The sequence below is a fragment of the Erythrobacter sp. Dej080120_24 genome (genome assembly GCF_036322605.1).
Classification (GTDB): domain Bacteria; phylum Pseudomonadota; class Alphaproteobacteria; order Sphingomonadales; family Sphingomonadaceae; genus Erythrobacter; species Erythrobacter aurantius.
Map to the genome: position 1 here is coordinate 59,705 of NZ_AP027262.1, position 16,053 is coordinate 75,757.

Genomic DNA, 16,053 nt, shown 5'->3' on the forward strand with positions numbered 1-16,053 from the left:
CCTGAATCGAACCTGTGTTTGTTACCCGACCCCTCCCGTCGGAATTCGGTATTGGCTGAACGCGCCCTTAGGTGAGCACGTTGGCGCCGCTCATGTAGACGTAGACTTCCTGGAATTTCGGCCCGTCAACGCCGGGTCGCATGCGCCAGAAATTGGTATTGTTGAGGAGCGTGACCGCGCCGTCCGCATCGTGCAGTTCGGCCACGAAACTGGCCGCAATCCGCCCGTGCGCCTCGTCAACGGTGCAGGTGAAATCGCGATGGATTATGGTCTCGTATGCACCGAAGAAATCTTCGAACATGCGCCGGATTTCGGCCTTGCCGCTGTGCCTTGTGAAGGCTGTCTGGACACAGAACAGCGCCTCGTCATGGAAACAATCCAGCGTCGCCTCCATGTTCTTCGCATCGACATTGGCGAAGTACTTCATCGTCGCAAAGTCGATGAGTTCAGCCCGCGAAAGGGAAGGTTCGTACTGCATCAGGCGTCTCCTTCCTTCAGCAGATTGTCACCAGACATATAGACATACACGCGGTGAAACCTGTCGCCCTTCAGATAAAAGCGGTTGCAATTCTCGTACCGCAATTCCTCGCCCCCATTAGGGGTGATAAGCACGGTGAACTGGCTGCAGATCGCATTGCTCTGGGGATCGGCAGTGTGAACGAAATTGCCGTGCCAGATGCTTTCAAAGTCGGCGAACAGCTTGACGAACATGGCACGGATCGCGTCACGCCCCTGATGCAGAGTATCGCTGGTCACTTCGTGCAGGCTGGCATCGGGTGTGAAACAATCTAGGACCTTGTCCATTTGCTTGTTGTCCACCCCGTCGAAATAGCGCTTGGTCACGATATCGACGTAATAGGGATAGGGTTGTGGCGCCTGACCAAGGCCGCCCTCACTCCATTCGCTCATCAGTACCACCCCTTTCGGATATCTTCGGTCTTGGGGACTTCGGGTGCGGGGAAAGCCTTCTTCGAATGGGTCAGGCCCAGTTCGATCTGGGTTTCCAGAAGCTTGTAGGCAACCTGCCCGGGATTCAGCACAGGGATCGGCAACTCGCTATCGAGATAGGCGGCCGACTGGTGCATCGTGGTGGAGCCGAGCACGATCACGTCAGCGCCATCCTTTTCGATTGCTTTGATGGCCTCCGCCTTCAGCTTGGCGAAAACCACTTCCTCCTTGCCTTCCAGCAATTCGGTAACGTCCGGTCTCGTATCGATCGATCGTAGCGATGCACATCGGTCCCACCAGCCATATTCGGTCAATGTCTTCTGATAGAGCGGGAACCATTCGGGCCACATGGTGAGAACGGAGAACTTCTTTCCTAGCATCATCGCCATGGCGAAGCTGGCCTCGCCCGGGCCGACCACGGGTATGTTCAAGGCCGAACGCAAGGGCCGCAGCCCGCTGTCGCTCACCGTGTCGATCAAAACTCCGGCAAAGCCCTCCGCTTCGGCAGTCACTCCCGCTTGGAATACGGTCCAGTCCATCAGCAGCGTATCATGATAGGAGTCGCCTAACGCGGCCCCCCATTTCACTGCTTCGAATTCAGGCTGGAAACCGGAGCGAACGAAACCCTCCGGCAATTGCTCGGCACGATTGGCAACTCCCGCTTCATCCATAGGGATGGGGACAATTACCTTGATGCGGTGCATTGGGGGCATTCCAAAAGTCTCCCTCGCATGCGACCTATTGTATACAATTTGTGATCGTCAAGGAAAATTGGTATTGGCGTGGAAATGCTGTTGGAAGGGATCTCCAATGTTGGAAATTGGTCACATCTTGGAGCGTCTCGCGGACGTTGAGGGTCAGGCTCGAAGCTCTGTGACGCCTTCAGCCTCCTTTTTAACCCCTTCAGCCCTGCTTGCCGGAGCGGTTTCATGAGCCGCGCCTCGGACACCGCCTACAGCAAGATCCGCGGTTTTCTGCTGAGCGGTAATGCCGCGCCCGGATCTCAGGTCACCGAAGAACAGTTGGCGGAAATCGCCGGTGTCAGCCGCACCCCCGTGCGTGAAGCAATGCGGCGGCTCGAAACCGAAATGCTGCTCGTACGCAGCCCTTCGAAACGGATCTTCGTTGCCGATTGGTCGCGCGACGATATCGACGAAATGTTCACGCTGAGGCAGATGATCGAAGGCCACGCCGCCCAGCGAGCGGCAAATCGACTAAGCGATGATGAGATCGACGCGCTTGAAGCTCTCAATCGCAAGCTGCACGAGGCAGTCGAATGCGAACCGCCAGACGTGGTTCGATTCCTGGATCTCAATCGGGAATTCCACGAAATCATCACCAACGCCGCACGCTCCCCTCGCTTGGCTCACGTGCTTTCACAGCTGGTCGAACAGCCCATCGTTTTGCGAACGGCACGGAATTACTCCGTCGATGACCTGAAGCAATCTGCACGCGATCACGACGAATTGATTGCAGCCTTTCGTGCGCATGATCCGGTCTGGGCGAAAGGCGTCATGGGCAGCCACCTGCGCCGCGCCTTCCACACATTCGCCGACGCAGCCGAAAGCTCGCCTGCAGCCAATGACGATCGCGAGGCCGCGGAATAACCGCCTAGATGATCCCGCGCTCCTGAAGGTCGCTCATCGCCTGGCTGTCCATACCAAGCAGCTCGCCGTAGATTTCCTCATTGTGCTGACCCAACTCGGGGCCGACCCATTCGACATGGCCGGGAGTTTCCGAAAGGCGGGGGGCGACATTCTGCATCTTGAAGTTTTCGTGCCGCGGGTGCGGGCGCTCGATGATGGATTCGCGGGCCGCAAAATGCGGGTCTGCGAGCATTTCCGGAGCGCGATAGATATTGCCCGCGGGAACACCATGTTCCTCACACATATCAAGCACTTGCTGACTCGTGTATTGCTTCGTCCATTCGCCGATCAGGTCATCGAGTTCGGCCTGGCGGGCGCCGCGCGCAACGTGGCTGTTGAAACGCGGATCATCGCCCAGTTCGGGCATCCCCATCATCGTCGCCATGCGCTTCCACACACTGTCCTGATTGCCCGCCACGAGCACGCTGCCATCGCTGGTCGGATAAACGTTGGAAGGCGCGATCTTGGGCAGGATTGATCCGGTCCGCTCACGAATATGGCCCGTCACCGTGTATTCGGGCACGGTCGATTCCATCATCGCAAGCACGGCTTCGTAAATCGCCGAATCCACCACCTGGCCCTTGCCGGTCTGGTGCCGGTGGTTGAGCGCCATCAGCGCGCCAAGGCAGGCGTAGGTCGCCGCGAGCGAATCCCCGATCGACAGACCGGCGCGGCTCGGCGGGCGATCCGGCTCGCCTGCGATGTAACGCATTCCGCCCATCGCCTCGCCGATGCCGCCATATCCGGCGCGGGCCGAATAGGGGCCGGACTGGCCATAGCCTGATACGCGAATCATGATCAGCGCTTCGTTGATGGCGTGGAGTTCATCCCATCCCAGGTTCCACCGCTCCAGCGTTCCGGGCCGGAAATTCTCGAGCAGGAAGTCTGACTTTGCCGCCAGCTTGCGGACGATATCCTGCCCTTCCTTATCCCGCAGGTTCAGCGTGATCGACTTCTTGTTGCGCGCAACGACGGAGAACCACAGCGGGATGCCCTGCCCCCAATTGCGCATGGCATCGCCTACCTTGGGAGGCTCGATCTTGATCACCTCGGCGCCATGATCGGCCATCAATTGCCCGCAGAACGGCCCCGCGATGAGCTGCCCCATCTCGATCAACCGCAGTCCGGCAAGTGCACCCTGAGCCATGAAAAAACCTTTCCGATTCGCATTCACCCTGAACGACACTGAGGAGGTGCTGAAAGCAGCCTAAAAGGTATTCAGGCGCTTACAGAAGGCGGTCAGGGGTTGCTGCGCCTATATCATGGCATTTGCATTTGTATACAATTTGCGTATCTGTCTCGCATCCCTGTCAGCACGCAAGAGCGAATCCTCATGTCCCAAACAGGCTCGCAGCCGAGTATCGAACTCGTCGAAGTCGGCCCCCGCGACGGGCTTCAGAACGAGCCGGATATCGTATCGACCGCTGACAAGCTGGCGCTTATCAATCGCATGATCAGCTATGGCGCGCGGCGGCTGGAGGTGGCGAGTTTCGTTCATCCTGTCCGCGTCCCGCAAATGGCCGATGCCGAAGACGTCATCGCCGGCCTGCCCGATCGCAATGACGTGACCTACATCGGCCTCACCCTCAACAAGCGTGGGGTGATGCGCGGGCTCGCCACCAAGGAAGGCGGCAGGCGCGGAATAGACCAGGCGGGCTGCGTGCTGGTTGCCTCCGATACCTTCGGGCAGAAGAATCAGGGCCAGACAATCGCCGAAGGGATCGCCGAAAATCGCGCCATGATCCGCTTTGCCAAGGCTGAGGGGCTTTGTGCACAGGTCACCATTTCGGCGGCGTTCGGCTGTCCGTTCGAAGGCGAGGTCAAGCCCGAAACGGTGCTGGCCATTGCCGAGGAAATGGCCGCCGAAGACCCGGTCGAAATCGCTCTGGCCGACACGATCGGCGTGGGTGTGCCCGCTCAAGTCGAAGACCTCTTCGGCAGGCTGGGCAATCTTCTGGGTGGCCGCATCCCCATGCGCTGCCATTTCCATGACACGCGCGGGACTGGCATCGCCAATGCATGGGCCGCCTACAAGTCGGGCGTTCGCGCGTTCGATGCCTCGCTCGGCGGACTGGGCGGATGCCCCTTCGCCCCCAAGGCGACGGGAAATATCGCAACCGAGGACCTTATCTACATGATGGAGCGTTCAGGGATCGACGCCGGCATCGATCTTGATGCCGTCATCCAGACCAACCGCGGCTTTGCACGGGTGCTGGGCCGCGAACTGCCTTCACGGGTCGCACGCGCGGCCTGACCATTCCAAACCGGCCCGAACATTGGGGCGATCCGGGAGAGAGTATGACTTACAGACTGGGCGTTGATGTGGGCGGCACGTTTACCGACCTGCTGTTGTTTGATGAGGCCACGGGCAAATTCTGGCGGCACAAGACGCCGTCGACCCCGCATGACAGCTCCGAAGGGATTCTGAACGGGGTGAAGGCGATCACGGCCGAGGCGGGCGTTTCGGCCAAGGATATCGCTTATTTTCTGCACGGCACCACCGTCGCCACCAATGCGGTTCTGGAAGGCAAGGGTGCAAAGGTCGGGCTGGTCACCACCGAAGGCTATCGCGACATCATGCAGATCGCGCGCAGCTTCGTCCCCGGTGGTCTTGCCGCGTGGATCGTCTGGCCCAAGCCGCAGCCGCTCGCCGCGCTCGAAGACACGGTTGAGGCGCCGGGCCGGATGGGTGCGGATGGCAAGGAAGTGCGCCCGCTCGATGAAGACGCGGTGCGCGCCGCCCTGCGCAAGTTGAAGGCGAACGGGATAGAAGCGCTGACGGTCAGCCTCATCAACGCCTATGTCAACGGCGCGCATGAAAAGCGCATCGGCGAAATCGCTGCGGAAGAATTGCCCGGCATTCCCGTCTCGCTCAGCCACGAAGTGCTGCCCGAAATGCAGGAATACGAACGCACGCTGTCGACCGTCGCCAATGCGGCGGTGCGGCCGGTGGTGAGCAAATATGTCTCCAACCTGCGCACCAAGCTTGAGGACGAAGGGCTTGAAGGCAAGCTCTCGCTGCTGCGGTCTGACGGCGGGCTGATGAGCAGCCACAAGGCCGAAGAGCATCCGGTCAACATCCTGATGTCCGGCCCCGCAGGCGGCGTTACCGGCGCGAAATGGGTGGCGAAGAACGCCGGGCTCAAGAACATCCTGACGCTGGATGTGGGCGGCACTTCAACCGACGTGGCTTTGATCGAAGGGCTGGAAGCGCGCCGGGTGCGCACGACCGAAGTCGGGCACTTGTCCGTGCGGGCATCGGCACTGGACGTGAAGACGGTGGGCGCAGGCGGCGGCTCGATCGCGCACGTTCCCGAATTGACCAAGGCGCTGCGCGTCGGCCCGGAAAGCGCGGGCGCGGTGCCGGGCCCGGTTGCCTACAACAAGGGCGGAACTCTGCCGACCGTCACCGATGCCAATGTCGTGCTGGGCTATCTTCCCGAAGACCTGCTGGGCGGCAGCTTCCGGCTTGATCGCGAAGGCGCAAAGGCAGCGGTGCAGACCATCGCCGATGCTTTGGGCGTGACCCTGATGGAGGCGGCGCGCGGGATCATCGATATCGTCAACGAAAACATGTTCGGCGCACTGCGCATGATCAGCGTGCAACAGGGCTATGACCCGCGTGAATTCGCGCTGATGGGCTTTGGCGGCGCCGGCCCGCTGCATGTCAACGCGGTTGCCCGGTTGATGGGAAGCTGGCCAGCCGTCTCCCCGGTTTCGCCCGGCGTTCTGTGCGCCTTGGGCGATGCGACCACACAGATGCGCACCGAAACCGCGCGGAGCTTCTCCCGGCTCGCCAAGGACACGAGCGTCGCGGATCTTGAAGCGGTGCTTGATGAAATGGCGGCGCAGACCCGGGGTGAATTGCTGGCTGATGGCATCCCGGAAGACCAGATCACGGTGCAGTTCGAAGTCGACGTGCGCTATGCCGGGCAGGCTTTCGAAGTGCCGTTGACTATCGACAAATCGGTGCTCGAAGCGGACGGCATCCAAGGCATTCTGGCGCGCTTCGATGACGAGCATCTGCGGCTGTTCACCTTCAACATGGACACCCCGCACGAAATCGTGAACCTGCGCGCTGTGGCGCTGGGTCAGGCGCCCGCGCTTCCCGCAGCGGAACTGCCGATGGGCGATGGCGATCCCTCGGCGGCGAAGATCCGCGACCATACTCTGTGGATGGACGGGCGTGAGCAGGCAGCGGTAATCTATGACCGCGCGCGCCTGCGTCAGGGGGACGTGATCCCCGGCCCCGCAATCATCACCGAAATGGACTCGACCACTCTTGTCGAAAGCGGCTGCGTCGCGACGGTCGACAAGGTCGGCAACATCCTCATCAATCCCGTGCAGGAGGCCTGAACAATGCCCGCACAGATCATCGAAACCAACCCCACCCCGTTCGAGCGCGTCAAGATCGACCCCGTCACGCTCGACATCATCGAAAACGCGCTGCGCAATGCCCGGATCGAGATGGATGCAACGCTGGTGCGCACCGCCATGTCCCCCGGCATTCGCGAACAGGGTGACGCCTTCCCGCTGATCGCCGATCCATCGGGCAAGATGATTGTCGGCCAGTTCGGCAGCTTCATCGACGGCTTCCTGAAAGGCTATGACGACACGCTGGAAGATGGCGACATGATCTTCCTCAGCGATCCCTATTCCTGCGAAGGGGCCATCAGCCACTCGAACGACTGGCTGGTGCTGCTCCCCGTGTTCAAGGACGGACGCCTGCTCGCCTACACCGCGATGTTCGGCCACCAGAGCGACATTGGCGGCATGGTCCCAGGCTCCATGCCCATCGGCGCGTCCAGCATCTTTGAAGAAGGCGTGCGCATTCCTCCGGTGAAGATATGGAAGAAGGGCGAATACAATTCCGACCTGATGAAGCTGGTGATGCACCAGACGCGCAAGCCCGACTGGTGCCAGGCGGACCTCAACGCGCTGATCGCGTCTTGCCGGGTCGCCGCACGCCGCGTGATCGAGATGGCAGACCGGTTTGGCGATGATGTCTATGTCTCCGCCACGCAGGAGCTGCTTGATCGCAATCACCGCGCCATGAAGGCGCTGATCGGGATGGCGGTGTCGGAAGAGCCCAAAAGCTTCGAGGATTACATCTGCGACGATGGCAAGGGCTATGGCCCCTACAAGATCAAGTGCACGATGCGTCGCGAGGGCGACAAGGTCATCCTCGATTTCGACGGGACCGATCCGCAATCGGCGGCTTCGATCAACTTCTATCTCAACGAGAACATGTTCAAGATGTTCTTCGGCATCTACATGATCATGGTCTTCGACCCGCAGATCATGTTCAATGACGGGTTCTACGACCTGATCGAAGTCCGTATCCCCGAAGGTTCGCTGCTGAAGCCGCAATTCCCCGCCGCGCTTTCGGGCCGCACCCATGCACTGGGCCGCATCTTCGACATTCTGGGCGGATTGCTGGGCCAGGGAACCCCGGAATTCCTCAATGCGGCCGGCTTCTCTTCCTCGCCGCACCTGTTCTATTCCGGCTGGGACACCAGCAAGGGCAACCGCGAATGGTTCCAGCTGTTCCAGATCGGTTTCGGCGGCATTCCGGGACGGCCTTTGGGCGACGGGCCGGACGGACACTCGCTGTGGCCGGGCTTTACCAACGTGCCCAACGAGTTCCTCGAACGCTATTTCCCGCTGCGGATCGAGCGCTATTCGACCGAGCCAGACAGCGGCGGTGCCGGTGTGCACCGCGGTGGCAACGGCATTCACATGACCTACCGCTTCCTCGCCGATGGCAACATTGCGATCCATGATGACCGCTGGTTCGTGCCGCCTTGGGGCGTGAACGGCGGGCATCCGGGAATGCGCGCCCGGAAAGTGCTCGAGCGCGCTGACGGCTCCACCGAAATCGTCGGCAACAAGGTCGAGGATGTCGAAGTGAAAGCGGGAGATCTCCTGCACTTCATCACCTGGGGCGGAGGCGGATGGGGCGATCCACTCGAACGCGATCCGGCTATCGTAGGGCTCGAAATCCGGCAGGGTCTGGTCACGCCCGAAGGCGCACGCGCCTATGGCGTGGTTGCTGACGCGGAAGGCGTGGTGGACGCAAGCGCGACCGAAGCCCTGCGTGCCGAAATCAAGGCGACACGCGGCGAACTCCCGCTGTTCGACTACGGTCCCGGTATCGAAGAACTGCGGGCGGCCTGCGAAGCGGAAACCGGCCTCCCCGCCCCGATCCAGCCCGTGTGGCATACGGACATGCGCGAGGCGGCTGAATAGCAGACGTCGAAAGGCGGCATTGAGGGATCGGATGCCGCCTTTCGTCCCGCCCACGCAGGCTGCGTCAGGCAGAATGGCGCATTATGAGTTGCGGGGGCAAAATCAGGCTCTCCGTCTCCTGTCCTGCCAGCCTTCGCAGCAAGAGCTCGACGAGGCCACGCGCTCCTGCGGCTATGTCCTGCCTGACCGTAGTGAGAGACGGAACGGTCTGGGAGGCAATAGGCAAATCGTCAAAACCGACAAGCTTGATCGTCTCAGGTACGCTGATCCCTAGCAAGCGCAATTGCGTCAAGCAAAGTGCCGCAAGAGTATCTGTGGCCGCGAATATCCCGTCTATCCGCCCTGCGTTCTGGGCAAGATGGAGGGCGATCTCCTCACTCGCACGATCGGGCGACAGATGGGTAGGAAGCGCGGTAATCGTCACACCTAGTCGCTGAGCCGCATCCTTCGCACCAGCAAAACGAGCGGCAAATTCGATGGCGGTTGTGTCACCAAGGAACGCTAGATCCTTTGCGCCCGCAGCAATGAGACGCTCTGCTGCCAACCTGCCGCCAAGCCTGTTGTCGGTGCCGACCACGCAATGCCGCTGCCCTTCAGTGTGATTACCCCAGACGACCATCGAGCGATAGCCATCGGCAACTTCCTCAATCCGCTCGAACTGGTCGGACTGGCCGATCACGATTACCCCGTCGATCATGCCGGAGCCGATGAACCGGTCGAGCCAGTCGGCATCATTTTCCGGCACAACCCGGCGCAGCATCAGGTCGTATCCCTCACGCGTCAGCTCATCGGCGAGGTAACCAAGCAGCGTCATGAAAAAGCCGTCGGAAATCTGCTGGCGGCTATCGTGACCCAGCGGGATGATCACGCCGATCACGCCCGTCTTCTGGCGACGCAGGCCACTTGCCATCTGGTTGGGGCGGAACCCGTGTTCGCGGGCAATGGCTTCAATCTTCTCGCGCGTCTTGGCGTTGACGAGACTTTTGCCAGCAAGAGCGCGCGAAACCGTACCGGGGGAAACCCCGGCGAGACGCGCCAGATCAGTGATGGTTCGCACCATCACCCGTCCACCGGTTTCCTCCTTGTCGGCCATGCTTTCCCTCAGCCGCCCCTCTAACCAGGCGCCAGACGTGAGTTGCGGGGCTGGCGATGTCCGGCATCCACCCGCAGCGTAGCCACCGCGCCTGCCAGCATCAAGCCACCTGCCAGCAACAGGACATTGCGTGGGTCACCGCCGAGAATTGCATCGTACATCAGCGGCATCGTAAGTGTCTGGATCAGCATTGGGATAACGATGAACAGATTGAATACACCCATGTAAACGCCATTGCGCTCAGGCGGAATGCAATCGGCGAGCATGACATAGGTGTTGCCCATCATCCCGGCCCAGCCAATCCCGATTCCCAGCATCAGCGCAAACAGTCCGATCGGGCTGCTGGTGCCCGGTATCATCAGCATGGCCGCGCCCGAAGCGGCGAGACACACGGCATGCACGTGGCGCGCGCCAAACCGAGCTACCACCGGGATCAGGGCAAGCGCACCAAGAAAGGCGATGAAGTTGTACAACGCGCCGGCCTGCTGGGTCGTCAGCACGGCCTCGCGAAAGGCGGCGCTTGCCGGATCGCTGGTTTCATAGATGCTGCGGCCGACTGCGAATGTAATGAACTGCCAGTAAGCGAACATCGCATACCATTGGCAAAGCATGGCACCTGCAAGCTGTTTCATCGGGCGTGGCATCGCACGGATCGCGGATACGATTTCGGTGAAGGTCGCACGCACGGTAAGCGGCTTGGCTTCGAGTTCAGCACGTTCTTTGTCGCTCAGCGGCAATTCCGGAACGCGCCAGACCGACCATGCGATGGTGGAGATCGACAGAATTGCCCCTATTACAAAGGCGATCCGCACGATCACCGGAATGCCGTTATCGTCCAGTACATCTCGCGCCACGAAGGCTGTCAGAAGCGAAGGAGCAAGATAGGACAGCGTCTGGGCGAGCCCGGTAAACGCGCTTTGCGTAAGAAACCCGACCGATCGTTGCTCGGGCGCGAGCCGGTCTGCGACATAGGCACGGTACGGCTCCATCGTGATGTTATTGCCCGCATCGAGGATCCACAGCAGGCTCGCCGCCATCCAAAGCGCGCTCGAATATGGCATGGCAAACAGGCTGAGCGTGCAGATGACTGCGCCGATCAGGAAATAGGGTGTGCGTCGCCCCATCCGCGAATTCGTCCGGTCACTCATCGCCCCAATGATGGGCTGGATGATCAGACCCGTCATCGGCCCTGCAAGCCACAGCAGCGGCATTGTCGCCTCGTCCGCGCCGAGGAACCCGTAGATCGGCCCCATATTGGCCTGTTGCAGGCCGAAACTGAACTGCAGGCCAAAAAAGCCGATGTTCATTTCAATGATTCGCAGCAGCGAAAGCCGGGGTTTTCCCGTCATATGATGCCTTTCCCGATCCAGTCCCGTTCGCGGGTCTTTGCCACGCTACGGACAAGGAGTGACACGTTTCCGCGCATTTTGCAAACGTTTGCATTTTTCTGTTGCAATCGTTTGCATTATGACTAGGCCTTAGCTCGTCGTCGCCAAAGAAGCGCGCATTCGAGAGGAGAATATTGATGAAACTTCGCACCGCGCTTTGCGCAAGCGTTGCCGTGTTCGGCCTTGCCAGCCCGGCCATAGCCCAAGAAAACGCCGCTGACGGAGCCGCAGAGGCCGAAGGCAGCGAAATCATTGTCACTGCCGTTGCACGTGGCCAGAACCGGATCGAAAGCTCGGTCTCGGTCAGCACCATTGGCGCCGAAGCACTTACCGATCTCGGCGCCCCTTCGTCCGCCGACCTGATCCGGCAGATCCCCGGCATCCGCTCCGAAGCATCGGGCGGTGAAGGCAATGCGAACATCGCGGTGCGCGGCATTCCTGTGTCGACCGGCGGCGCGCGCTATATCCAGCTGCAGGAAGATGGCCTGCCGATCCTCGAGTTCGGCGACATCATCTTCGGCAATGCCGACAACTTCCTCCGCGCAGACCGCAGCGTCGCCCGCGTCGAAGCGGTTCGCGGCGGCTCGGCCTCAACCTTCGCGTCAAACGCCCCGGGCGCGGTGATCAACTTCATCTCCAAGACCGGCGAACGAGAAGGCGGAGCGATCCAGGGGAGCGTAGGCCTCGACTTCGAAACCTACCGGCTTGATTTCGATTACGGTGCGCCGCTCGCCGATGATCTGTATTTCCATGTCGGCGGCTTCTATCGCACCGGGGAAGGCCCGCGCGACATCGGTTACAACGGCTATGACGGAGGCCAGATCAAGACCAACATCACAAAGGAATTCGATGGCGGCTACATCCGCTTCCACGCCAAATATCTGGACGACAAGACACCGACGATCCTGCCGCAGCCGGTCTTTGTAGGAGGAACCAACTCCAGCCCGGATTACAGCGCGATCCCCGGCTTCGATCCGCGCAGCGACTCGCTCTACAGCCCGTTCCTGACGCCGGCCGTCACGCTGGACGGCGACAACAATGTCGCCAGCTTCGATTTCCGTGATGGCCTTTCGGTGGAAAGCCTTGCCTTCGGGATCGAAAGCGAAATCGACGTTGGCGACGGATGGACGCTGACCAACCGGTTCCGCTTTGCTGACAATTCGGGCAGCTTCCAGTCGCCCTTCCCGGCCAGCGCGGGCGATGCACAATCCATCGCTGATGGCATTGGCGGTGCGGGTTCGACGATCGAATTTGCGACCGGCCCCAATGCCGGCTCGGCCGCCAACGCTGCCAGCATCGGCGGCAACGGATTGCTGACCAATGTCGTGGTGTTCAACGTCCGGCTGAACAGCCTCGACAACATCACCAATGATTTCCGGGTCAACAAGGAATTCGACTTCGGCGGAGGTTCGGCCAATTTCACCACCGGCTTCTACCTTTCGCGCCAGGCCATCGACACCGATTGGGTCTGGACCTCGCATGTTCAGACGGTGCAGGGCGATGGTCAGGCCGTGCTGGTCGACATCCGCGATGCCAATGGCGATCTCGTCACCCAAAACGGCACTGTCGGTTTCGGCGCCAGCTTCTTCGGCAATTGCTGCCGCCGCAACTACGATGTCGACTACAGCACCTATGCGCCCTTCGCATCGCTTTCGCTCGAACTCGACCGGCTGACGCTCGATGCAAGCATCCGCTACGATTACGGCGACGCCAGCGGCACGATCACCGGATCGGACAGCGGCTTTGGCGTCGGGGTGACAAGCTTCGATTTCGACAATGACGGTGTGATCAGCCCTGCCGAAGCGCAAACCAGCATCCTGCCGCTCGGCAATGCGCGACCGGTGAACTACGACTTTGGCTACTTCAGTTTCTCGCTGGGCGCGAACTACCTGCTGACAGATGATCTAGGCATCTTCGCGCGCTACAGCCAGGGCGGACGCCACACTGCGGACCGCAGCCTGTTCTCGCCCGCAGTCAGCACGGTGGATGGCAGCCTTCCGGGCGGCGACTCGGGCGTGGTGGCATCGGTCGATCAGCTTGAGGCGGGTCTGAAGTATCAGTCCGGCGGGATTTCTCTGTTCGCCACCGGCTTCTTTGCCAAGACCGCAGAGACCAATGTCGACATCGCCCCGGTCGTCCTGTTCGACACCGAATTCGAAGCTTTCGGCATCGAACTCGAAGGCGCATATCGCAGCGGGCCGTTCACCCTGTCCGCAGGGGCAACCTGGACAGATGCGGAAATCGTCGATGCGCTTGATGCAAGCGTGATTGGCAATACGCCCCGCCGTCAGGCTGATCTCGTCTATCAAGCCACCGCTCAGTATGACGCGGATATGTTCACGCTTGGCGCGAACGTGGTTGGCACCACGGACAGCTTCACGCAGGACAGCAATCAGCTTGAGCTGCCCGCATTCGCGCAGGTGAACGCCTTCCTTGCAGTGCGCCCCATCGACCGGGTCGAGATTGGGCTCAATGCACAGAACCTCTTCAATGTTTCGGGCTTCACCGAAGCCGAAGAAGGTTCGATCCCCGGCAATGGCATCGTGCGCGCGCGCTCGATTGCAGGCCGGACCGTGCTGGCATCGGTGCGGTTCGACTTCTAGAGCCGGGTTGAAGTGAAGGGCTGGCTGCTTTCGCCGGGCGGCCAGCCCAATTTCTTGAATTGTGAAGCGGGATTGATTTCTGTCATGACGAGCGCCTGGACCGGAGATCACGTGCGCCGGATCAACCCCGGAGACAAGAACCGCATACCGGCGATTTCCAAGGTCGACAGGTCCTTGCTGGCGTCCGATCGGCTCTATTGGGACATGTGGCCTGTGCAGGATGCATGGGGTGCGCGGGCACCTGTCGGAGGGCGAGAGCTGTGGATGGCGCTGACAGCACCGGATCGTGGAGACCCGGCGCTTAGACATTTCGAAGCCAAGATCCATTTCATCGAACGGCGCGGCCTGGACTGGGTCGACCTCGGTCCGGTCTTGCCTGCCTTTGATGTGCCCTATGAGCGCGAATGGGCCGGATCGGCGCTGCTCGACGATGGGACGTTGACCCTGTTCTTCACCGCTGCCGGAACGGCGCAACGAGCCGGAGGATACCAACAGCAGCTGTGGAAGGCGAAAGCCAAGATCGGCAAGGACGGCATGCCGGGGCAATGGTCTGAGCCCGCTCGCATCATCTACCATTACGCTCCTTACTATGACGCGGCTGATGCGCATGACGGCGCACCGGGCACGATCAAGGCGTTCCGTGATCCCGCCTATTTCCGCGATCCTGCCGACAACACCGAATATCTGGCATTCACAGGCTCGCTTGCAGGGTCTGAAAGCGCATTCAACGGGGCCTTCGGGATCGCACGCAAGACCCCCACCGGGTGGTGCCTCGATCCTCCGCTCATTCATGCTGATGCAGTGAACAACGAGTTGGAACGAGCCCACCTGGTGTTTCATGATGGCCGCTATTATGCCTTTTGGTCGACGCAGACAGCGACGTTCGCACCGGGTCTGCGGCACGCGCCAGGGGGTTTGTACGGAATGGTAGCGGAAAGCCTCCGGGGTGACTGGCGCCCGCTTAACGGCTCAGGGTTGGTGCTCGCGAACCCGACCGACCTGCCGCAGCAGACATACAGCTGGTTCGTCGATGCGAGCCTTACGGTTTGCAGCTTTGTCGATGTCTATGATGCCCCTGACCAGGCGACCTCCTTTGGCGGAGTGCCTGCGCCGCTGCTGCAACTCAAACTCGACGGTGACCGAGCAAGCCTCGGAGCCCTGCAGCCTGAAGCGACAGCGTGATGCTGGGCGCGATCGAAGCCGGCGGGACCAAATTCGTGCTCGCCGTGGGGAGTTCTCCCGAAGAGATCCGCGCGCGCCACAGCATCCCGACTGCGGACCCGGCAACCACCCTTGCCCAAGCGGCCGCATGGCTCGCATCGCAGGGAACACTCACCGCACTGGGGATCGGCAGCTTCGGCCCCGTCGAACTGGACCCGACATCGCCGCGCTGGGGCCATATCACGAACACGCCCAAGCCGGGCTGGCATGATTGCGACATAGCCGGTTTCTTCCGAGAACGATTGGGCGTACCGGTCGGCTTTGATACCGACGTCAACGCAGCGGCTCTTGCTGAGTATGCTGCTGCGCAGGCAAACGGATGCCGCAGCCTTGCCTATTTCACGATCGGCACCGGGATCGGCGGTGGTCTGGTGCAGGATGGCAAACCGGTTCACGGCGTCGGGCATCCTGAACTGGGCCATGTCTTTCCCAGACGCCATCCTCTTGACCACGAGTTCGCAGGCATCTGCCCGCATCATGGCGACTGCCTCGAAGGGCTGGCAAGCGGCCCAGCCATCAAGGCGCGTTGGGGCGCTTCCTTGTCGGAATTGCCTGACGGGCATCCTGCGCACGCGATCATTGCCGACTATATCGCGCAGGCGTGTCACACCCTGTTCGCGACCAACGCCATCGAGCGCGTGATGATCGGCGGCGGAGTTGCCAAGACGCCGGGCCTGACAGAACGGATCGCAGAGCGTGCATGCCAGCTCGGAGCCGGATACCTCCCCGGCTCGGCACGCCAGACCATCCAGCGTCCGCACCATGGCGATGATGCCGGTATCACCGGTGCGCTGATGCTGGCGATGCGGGCGCAGGCGAACTAACAACACCGCAACCCTTGCCCATTGCGCCGTGTTGACGCATGGGACGCAGCAGATTCTTCGTCTCGAACGTGCTCAAAAGGG

General features: G+C 61.0%; 13 protein-coding genes. 7 read left to right on the forward strand and 6 right to left on the reverse strand.

All coding sequences use genetic code 11. From position 1 onward, the window contains the following. Positions 1-67 precede the first annotated feature (67 nt). The 3 genes from AABA34_RS00315 to AABA34_RS00325 are packed head-to-tail and all read right to left on the reverse strand — an operon-like array spanning position 68 to position 1,652. A complete protein-coding gene (locus tag AABA34_RS00315) occupies positions 68-478 on the reverse strand; it encodes a nuclear transport factor 2 family protein (RefSeq protein WP_034955551.1) in 411 nt (136 codons plus the stop codon). Then, complete coding sequence (locus tag AABA34_RS00320) at positions 478-909, reverse strand: nuclear transport factor 2 family protein (protein WP_338303442.1); 432 nt, start codon at positions 907-909, stop codon at positions 478-480. Before AABA34_RS00320 ends, AABA34_RS00315 begins: the two co-directional genes overlap by 1 nt. Beyond that, a complete protein-coding gene (locus AABA34_RS00325; RefSeq protein ID WP_338303443.1) occupies positions 909-1,652 on the reverse strand; it encodes an aspartate/glutamate racemase family protein in 744 nt (247 codons plus the stop codon). The genes AABA34_RS00320 and AABA34_RS00325 overlap by 1 nt, the downstream gene beginning before the upstream one ends. Positions 1,653-1,877: 225 nt before the next feature. Here AABA34_RS00325 and AABA34_RS00330 point away from each other — a divergent pair, with 225 nt between their 5' ends. After that, a complete protein-coding gene (locus AABA34_RS00330; RefSeq protein WP_338303444.1) occupies positions 1,878-2,555 on the forward strand; it encodes a GntR family transcriptional regulator in 678 nt (225 codons plus the stop codon). A gap of 4 nt (positions 2,556-2,559) precedes the next feature. On the opposite strand, the gene AABA34_RS00335 is transcribed toward AABA34_RS00330, so the two are convergent. Next, the gene (locus AABA34_RS00335) at positions 2,560-3,741 is read right to left on the reverse strand and encodes a CaiB/BaiF CoA transferase family protein (RefSeq protein ID WP_338303445.1); all 1,182 of its coding nucleotides are present in this window, start codon (positions 3,739-3,741) and stop codon (positions 2,560-2,562) included. A gap of 186 nt (positions 3,742-3,927) precedes the next feature. Here AABA34_RS00335 and AABA34_RS00340 point away from each other — a divergent pair, with 186 nt between their 5' ends. Genes AABA34_RS00340 through AABA34_RS00350 form a run of 3 tightly spaced genes read left to right on the forward strand, consistent with a single transcriptional unit; the run spans position 3,928 to position 8,843 of the window. Next, positions 3,928-4,848: a hydroxymethylglutaryl-CoA lyase gene (locus tag AABA34_RS00340; RefSeq protein WP_338303446.1), complete on the forward strand. Its 921-nt coding sequence runs from the start codon at positions 3,928-3,930 to the stop codon at positions 4,846-4,848. A gap of 44 nt (positions 4,849-4,892) precedes the next feature. Beyond that, positions 4,893-6,950 carry a hydantoinase/oxoprolinase family protein gene (locus AABA34_RS00345; protein ID WP_338303447.1) on the forward strand — a complete coding sequence of 686 codons (2,058 nt, stop codon included), beginning with the start codon at positions 4,893-4,895 and terminating at the stop codon, positions 6,948-6,950. A 3-nt stretch (positions 6,951-6,953) separates the two neighbouring features. Then, complete coding sequence (locus AABA34_RS00350) at positions 6,954-8,843, forward strand: hydantoinase B/oxoprolinase family protein (protein WP_338303448.1); 1,890 nt, start codon at positions 6,954-6,956, stop codon at positions 8,841-8,843. A gap of 64 nt (positions 8,844-8,907) precedes the next feature. On the opposite strand, the gene AABA34_RS00355 is transcribed toward AABA34_RS00350, so the two are convergent. Both AABA34_RS00355 and AABA34_RS00360 read right to left on the reverse strand, forming a co-directional pair. Next, entirely contained in the window at positions 8,908-9,936 is a 1,029-nt protein-coding gene (locus AABA34_RS00355) for a LacI family DNA-binding transcriptional regulator (RefSeq protein WP_338303449.1), read from the reverse strand. Positions 9,937-9,956: 20 nt separating this feature from the next. After that, entirely contained in the window at positions 9,957-11,285 is a 1,329-nt protein-coding gene (locus AABA34_RS00360) for an MFS transporter (protein WP_338303450.1), read from the reverse strand. Positions 11,286-11,461: 176 nt separating this feature from the next. Between AABA34_RS00360 and AABA34_RS00365 the strand changes: the two genes are divergently transcribed. The 3 genes from AABA34_RS00365 (at position 11,462) to AABA34_RS00375 (ending at position 15,972) form a co-directional block, all read left to right on the forward strand. After that, on the forward strand, positions 11,462-13,927 hold the full coding sequence (locus tag AABA34_RS00365; RefSeq protein ID WP_338303451.1) for a TonB-dependent receptor domain-containing protein: 2,466 nt from the start codon (positions 11,462-11,464) through the stop codon (positions 13,925-13,927). 84 nt (positions 13,928-14,011) lie between these two features. Next, a complete protein-coding gene (locus AABA34_RS00370) occupies positions 14,012-15,109 on the forward strand; it encodes a glycoside hydrolase family 68 protein (protein WP_338303452.1) in 1,098 nt (365 codons plus the stop codon). Beyond that, the gene (locus AABA34_RS00375) at positions 15,109-15,972 is read left to right on the forward strand and encodes an ROK family protein (protein WP_338303453.1); all 864 of its coding nucleotides are present in this window, start codon (positions 15,109-15,111) and stop codon (positions 15,970-15,972) included. The genes AABA34_RS00370 and AABA34_RS00375 overlap by 1 nt, the downstream gene beginning before the upstream one ends. The last annotated feature ends 81 nt before the right edge of the window (positions 15,973-16,053 follow it).